Below are 6,180 nucleotides of genomic sequence, written 5' to 3'. Positions count from 1 at the left end.
AAGGGGAGTGTCAGAGTGCTCCTCCTCCCGAAGGGGAGAGGCTGGGTGGGGGGAGCACTGCCCCGAAAGCCGGGGCTTCCTCCAACGGGAGAACTTGCGCTCCCCCATGACTTTGCTGCACATTTTGCCTTGTCTATGCCTATTGATTGCTGTATGTTGGTTCCGTTTGGCTGCATTAATATTGGGAGGTAATGTCTTGAAAATACGTGCTACTATTGCTGCTTCCGCTTTGGTTGCGGCATCGTTCACATCTATAGCTCTCGCTGATGGCCCGGCGCCAGTGGCGGCATCGGTGCCCGCATCTGCTCCGACAGTGGTGGCTCCGACGACAGTTGCGCCTGCGCCGGCAGTGGCACCGGCAATCATTGCCCCGCCATCCTCCGCGCCGGCAGTCGCGCCCGCGTCTGGCGCAACCGCACCCGCAGACCCGGTTGCTGCCCTCACAGCCGAGAACATGCTCCTCAAAGAGAAACTGAAGACCCTTCAGTCTGGTAGCGTTACCTCTTCTGATCTCACTATGAGGAACTTCAAGCGTCTGAAGGAGGTCGCGGCCGACATCAGAACCCAGCGGCAGGGGTTGGCGGACTTCGAGGGTTACGTGAAGTGGATGTCGACAAACGTGGCTGGCTATTCGAAATATCTCTCGGCAGGCTCCATGGCGGCCGGCTTCGCCAAGGCACTTCCCATCCCCTACGCGGGGCAGGCTTCCAATTTCACCAAATTTGTCGCCAACGCGGCGCTTTCCCTGAGCCAGGCCTCGGTCTCCATCAACAAGTACCTGGGAACCTCGCAGCAGTTCCTGCTTCGTGTCGACAAGCTCGACCCGGCAAAAGAGGTGAATCCCCAGGAAGTATCCGAGCTGGTGCATTTCGCGGACCAGGAACTTCTCAAAGGGATGGTCGAAGTTCAGGAACGGCTCACCAGCACCTCTGACCTGACCGCCTCCTCGCTTTCCTTCCTGGAGACACTGAACCACTACCTCGGCTCGTCCGACGAGTACTGGGCCAAGACGAGGTCCTTGCTGAAGAGCGGCGACGAGAAGAAGGATAAGGGCTTTATCGCCGAGAGCACTGCCGCGCTCAGAGCCAAGGCGCAGGCATTCTCCGGCAAGTTCAGATCATTCGATCTGGCAGTTAAGAAGGACGGCCCGCTGATCAAGTCGCTGGTCACCTGCGACGACCTGATCCACGAGATGAACCAGCGCCAGGTCGCCAGCAAACTGTAGAGTGGGTAGCGATCCGCACGAAAATGAGAAGTCTTGCGAGAAATTCCGGAAAAGGAGAGTTCTTCGTGGAATTAGATGCCGAGCTTGTCAGTCAATTGAAGAGGGTACTCGAGGCTGCTGAGTACCTGCTCCCCAAGCCGATTGCGAAGATCGATTGGAGTGTGTGTCATGCGGCCAACTGGAAGCGACATTCTTTCTCCGGATCTCTGGAAGCGATCGAGAGTGTGGAAGGGATCTCCCTGGACGACCTTTTGGGGATCGAAAAGCAAAAGAAGGTCCTGGAGGACAATACCAAGCAGTTTCTAGCTGGCCTTCCCGCCAACAACATCCTGTTGTGGGGCACCAGGGGGACCGGCAAGTCTTCGGTGGTGCGCGCTCTGCTCAAGCGCTACGCGGAGGATGGCCTGAGGATCGTGCAGGTCGACAAGGACGATCTCATTCATCTTCCCGACATCGTGTTCCAGTTGAAAGGGGAGCCCTACAAGTTCATCATCTTCTCCGACGACGTCTCCTTCGAGATCGGCGAGTCGAGCTACAAGATGCTGAAAAGCGCCCTGGACGGCTCCGTCTATGCCCCGCCGGACAACATGCTGATCTACATCACCTCCAACAGGAGACACCTGATCCCGGAGTACGAGAGCGACAACAAGGGAGCCATGATGGTGGAAGGGGAAATCCACCACGGGGAGGCGGTCGAGGAGAAGATCTCGCTCTCCGGCAGGTTCGGCATCTGGGTCTCCTTCCATCCCTTCAGCCAGGACCAGTACCTGGAAGTGGTGCGCCAATGGATCGGCAAGCTGGCGGAGAAGTGCGGTGCCGACGTGCCGTGGGACGGCGACTGCCTGGAGGCGGCGATCCTCTGGTCGCAGAAGAAGGGTGACCGCAGCGGGCGCATCGCGTACCAGTTCGCCAGCAACTGGGTCGGGCAGTACCTGCTGCCGCGCTAATACAACCACCCCCGCCCCTCCAGGAGAGAAGGGCGGGGGTGAGGGCAGCTCTTGGGCGAGTCAATCAGGCGGGGCGGTCGAAGATGCCGTTAAAACTGGTAACCAAGGCTAAGCGCGAGTAGATGGGCATCGCTTTTATACTCGCCGTTGGCTATCCCATCGATGGTGTTCTTGGTCCTGTCCAGGTAGAGCTGGTAGGCGTAAGAAAGAGCGAGCTTCATCTGCTTGTAGGTGTAGTCGGTGCCGATGCAGAAGACGTGAGTATCGGAATCCGGAATGGAAGGATCAAAGGTCGCATTGGGCACCGCGTTGGCCCCGAAGACGTAGCCCCCCATCAAGCCTACCGACTTGGTCAATCTGTATTTCCCCCCCACGTTCATGCCCCAGGTGTTATGCCACTTCCTCTCGGTGGTGACGGTGGTGCCGTTATCGAGGGTGATTTTCAGATCCTGGAATGCGGTCCAACCCTCCCAGCGCATCCCGGCTTCGACCACCAAGGGGTCGCTGACCTGCCAGGCGAGGGCGGCGGTGATCTGCCTGGGCAGCCTGACGCTGGTAGTCCCGTAGCTGTCGAGGGGCGCGACGATCCCCACGCCCGGGACGGGGACCAGCATGGTTGGCGAGGTGCTGGCCTTGCCGTCGATGCCTACCTGCACTTCGCTCCGATAGGACGCTCCCAGGGTCACCTTGTCGGTGATGTCCCAGGCCAAGGCAACGTTGTAGCCGACTCCGGTACCGTTGCCGTTGAATTTCACACCCGTCTCGGTGGCGGGAAGTCCGCCCCCCAGCGATCCGGCGGGGAGGCGGCGCTCCAGGGTGGCGTCCAGCAGGATAACGTCGATGCCGGCCGCCAGCGAAAGGGAAGGGAGCACCCGGTAGGCCAGTACCGGGTTGAAGTTGAAGGTGGTGAGCTCAGACTTGGTGGCCAGCGCCCGTCCTTCCCAGTTGTTGTTCCAGTCCGTAGTCAGCCCGAAGGGGTTGAAGACGCCGAGGCCGGCACTGAATGAGTCGTTGAACTTATGGGTGACGTAGAAGGTGCTCGGGAAGGAGGTTTCGTGGTCGGTCGTCGTCTGCCCGGGAAATCGTTGGCTGTCGAATTCATGCCAGGAGAAGATCGCGGTGGTGCCGATCTCCAGCTGGGTCCCCTCGAGTTTGGTGATCAGTGCGGGGTTGTAGAAGATGCTGTAAGGTCCGTCGGTATGGGCGGTAACGGCATTGCCTTGGCCGAGTGCGGTGGCACCCTGGGTGAATACCGCGTAGCCTGACCCGTGGGCCGTCTGCATCATGCCGTGACCCAGGGTGATCAATGGTGCCAACAGTAGTGCTGCCAAGATTTTCCTACAGTTCATAAAGCCTCCCTTTTCAACCATTGCTATTTCTGTCGCTCGGTCATCGCTTCTGGATGCTTGCAAAAATACTGCTGCGTGTTCTAGCATTGATCGGTTATAGCGGCAGAATTAGGCAAATGTACCAGTGTAGCAAAATAAAAATAGCTAATTGAATAGCATAAACGGAAGATTCTGTAAAGAGATCCTACGTACTTTCCTCGCTGTGCTTACAATCCGGTACAAATATATTGATTTAATTTATCAGTATGGTAGTTTGGCAAGAATAACAGATGTTAATGGAGTGGTGACTATGTCAGAAGGATATTTGATGGAGAGTGAAGAAGAGTCTCTCCGGCTTGACATGAAGACCTTCGACGATGTGACCGAGCGGCAGGCGCGCTGGGCAGGATTGGACGCGGGAATGAGGGTGGTTGATGTGGGGTCGGGTCCCGGTAAGACCACCGCGAAACTGGCCCAACTGGCGCAGCCTGGCGGGGCCGCGGTCGGGGTCGATCTCTCCGGGCAGCGTGTCGCCTTTGCCAGGGAACACTACGGCAATGACATCACCAGCTTCGCCCAGCAAGATCTTTTGCAGCCTCTGGGTGAGTTGGGGCAGTTCGACTTCGCCTGGATCAGGTTTTTGCTCGAATATCACCGCGCCAACAGTTTCCAGATCGTGAAGAACGTCTCCGAGATCCTGAAGCCGGGCGGGATACTCTGCCTGATCGATCTCGACTACAACTGCCTCAGCCACTACGGGCAGTCGCCCCGGATGGATAGGGCGATCAAGGCGGTGATGGGGAGGCTCGAGGAACACGACGATTTCGACCCGTACATGGGGAGAAAGCTCTATTCCTTCCTCTATGATCTCGGCTACCGGGACATCGAGGTGAAACTCGAAGCCCATCACCTGATCTTCGGGCAACTGAACAGGACCGACGACTTCAACTGGACCAAAAAAGTCGAGGTTGCCGCCCAAAACTCCGGATACGACTTCGAGGAATATCCCGGAGGTTACCAGGAATTTCTGAGCGAGTATCGTACCTTCTTCACCGACCCGCGCAGATTTACCTACACTCCCATGATCTGCTGCCGGGGAAGGAAGCCGTAAGCGCGCCCTCGCCCTCCGGGAGAGGGTGGGGGTGAGGGAAGCCTCTCCCGGAGGGAGAGGGGACTTTCGGACTCTTTTCCGCTACGACTTCTTCGAGAACCGGCGGCGATAGCCGATCAGCGGTGTTGCCACCGGCGCCAACGGCAGCGGCTTCGGCGTCGTTTCGATTCCCGCCCGCCTCATGGAGGCGAAAAAGGCCTCCACCACCTCCGGGTCGAAGTGGTTGCCGCTCCCCTCGCTCAGCAAGCTGAACGCCTCCTCCAGTCGCATCGGAGCGCGGTAGTGGCGCTGGGCGGTCACCGCCTCGAAGAAATCCGCCACGGCGATGATCCTGGCGCCCAGCGGTATGTCGTCACCCCTAAGCCCCTTGGGATAACCGGTGCCGTCCATCTTTTCGTGATGGGCGCCGGCGATCTCGGGCACCTGCCGGTAGATCCCCTCGAAGTTCACCTGCTCCAGGATATCCCGCGTCTTGTGACAGTGGGTCTTCACCACCTCGTATTCCAGTTCCGTCAGCCGGCCGTTCTTCTTCAGAATGGCGTCGGGCACCCCGATCTTGCCGTAATCGTGCAAGAGCGCAGCCACCCGCAGCATCTCCAGTTCTTCCGGGGGGAGCCCCATTTCCTTGCCGATCTCCACCGTATAGCCGGTGACCGTCTCGGAATGGCCGGCGGTGAGGGGGTCCCGGGCGTCGATGGAGGCCGCCATGACCTTGAGGAAGGAGGTGAACTGGCTGGACTTCGCCTCGTGCAGTCTGGCGTTGTTGATGCTGATGCCGATCGCCGGGGCGATCCCCATCAAAAGAGAGACGTCGCTTTGCAAAAGGGGCCTGTTCGACTTCGGGCTGTCCACCGCGATGATGCCGATGGAGTCTCCCTCGCAGACGATGGGACAGCAGATGAAGGACTGCGACAACAGTTGCCGGGCGTACTCCCGGCTCTTGGGCGACAGGTTCTCCTCGATCTTGCTGACGTCTTCCACCAGGAAGGGGCGCTGCTCCCGGTAGCAGACCACGAAGACCCCTTTGGCCTCCGGCCGGTCGAGGCGGAAGGTGGTCGAGCCCAGATACTCCAGTTGCTTCTCCTGGTAGCCGAATCCGGCCTGGAAGACCAGCTTGCTCCTGGTCTGGTCGGCTAACAGGATCAGTCCCCGGCCGTAGTCCAGGCGGTTTTCCAGGATCTGGACCGCTCTGGCCAGGATCTGGTCGACCCCGGTTTCCTTGCTGATCACCTGACCGATCTCGTTGGCCGCCAGGGCGTTGTTGTAGTCCTTCTCCATCTGCCGGAACAGGTTGTCGCTCAGGTCCTTCAGATTCTGCTGGCTGAAGGAGAGCGCACTCATTTCGCTTTTCAGCGCGCAGATGGTGAGGAGCAGGACCAGAGTCAGCGAGGCCGGAGCGACCAGGGTCAGGGCAGGATAGGGACTGATGGCGAGCGAGACCAGGGTGACCAGCAGCAAAACCAGCGCGGCGCCGTTTCGCAGCCTTTGCCAGAAACCGTTGGAGGTGGGCTCCCAGGATACCATGTAGCGGCAGGCGGAGTCGCCGCGGAAGACGCACTGCGGGTGTTC

The 6,180-nt window shown here is 59.2% G+C and carries 5 protein-coding genes; 3 read left to right on the top strand and 2 right to left on the bottom strand.

Features of this window, described 5'->3' with window-relative positions; all coding sequences use genetic code 11:
* The first annotated feature begins 517 nt into the window (after positions 1–517).
* Positions 518–1,225, top strand: a complete 708-nt coding sequence (locus VJ604_RS10035) for a hypothetical protein (protein WP_324082116.1) — start codon at positions 518–520, stop codon at positions 1,223–1,225.
* A 65-nt stretch (positions 1,226–1,290) separates the two neighbouring features.
* Positions 1,291–2,172, top strand: a complete 882-nt coding sequence (locus VJ604_RS10030) for an ATP-binding protein (protein WP_324082115.1) — start codon at positions 1,291–1,293, stop codon at positions 2,170–2,172.
* 89 nt (positions 2,173–2,261) lie between these two features.
* Here the strand turns inward: VJ604_RS10030 and VJ604_RS10025 are convergent, their stop codons facing one another.
* Complete coding sequence (locus VJ604_RS10025; protein WP_324082114.1) at positions 2,262–3,521, bottom strand: OmpP1/FadL family transporter; 1,260 nt, start codon at positions 3,519–3,521, stop codon at positions 2,262–2,264.
* Between the two features lie 307 nt (positions 3,522–3,828).
* Here VJ604_RS10025 and VJ604_RS10020 point away from each other — a divergent pair, with 307 nt between their 5' ends.
* Complete coding sequence (locus VJ604_RS10020) at positions 3,829–4,611, top strand: methyltransferase domain-containing protein (protein ID WP_324082112.1); 783 nt, start codon at positions 3,829–3,831, stop codon at positions 4,609–4,611.
* An 81-nt stretch (positions 4,612–4,692) separates the two neighbouring features.
* On the opposite strand, the gene VJ604_RS10015 is transcribed toward VJ604_RS10020, so the two are convergent.
* A partial coding sequence (locus VJ604_RS10015) for a GAF and HD-GYP domain-containing protein (protein WP_324082110.1) occupies positions 4,693–6,180 on the bottom strand: 1,488 nt, incomplete at its 5' end.

Source organism: Geomonas sp., from assembly GCF_035254065.1.
Classification (GTDB): Bacteria; Desulfobacterota; Desulfuromonadia; order Geobacterales; family Geobacteraceae; genus Geomonas.
Note: the sequence above shows the minus strand (reverse complement) of the source record. Positions and strands in the feature narration are given on the sequence as shown.

Bases quoted from the DNA above. Each gene is read 5' to 3' on its own strand.
- VJ604_RS10025 (WP_324082114.1), bottom strand. From the start codon at position 3,521: ATGAACTGTAGGAAAATCTTGGCAGCACTACTGTTGGCACCATTGATC.
- VJ604_RS10035 (WP_324082116.1), top strand. From the start codon at position 518: ATGAGGAACTTCAAGCGTCTGAAGGAGGTCGCGGCCGACATCAGAACC.
- VJ604_RS10020 (WP_324082112.1), top strand. From the start codon at position 3,829: ATGGAGAGTGAAGAAGAGTCTCTCCGGCTTGACATGAAGACCTTCGAC.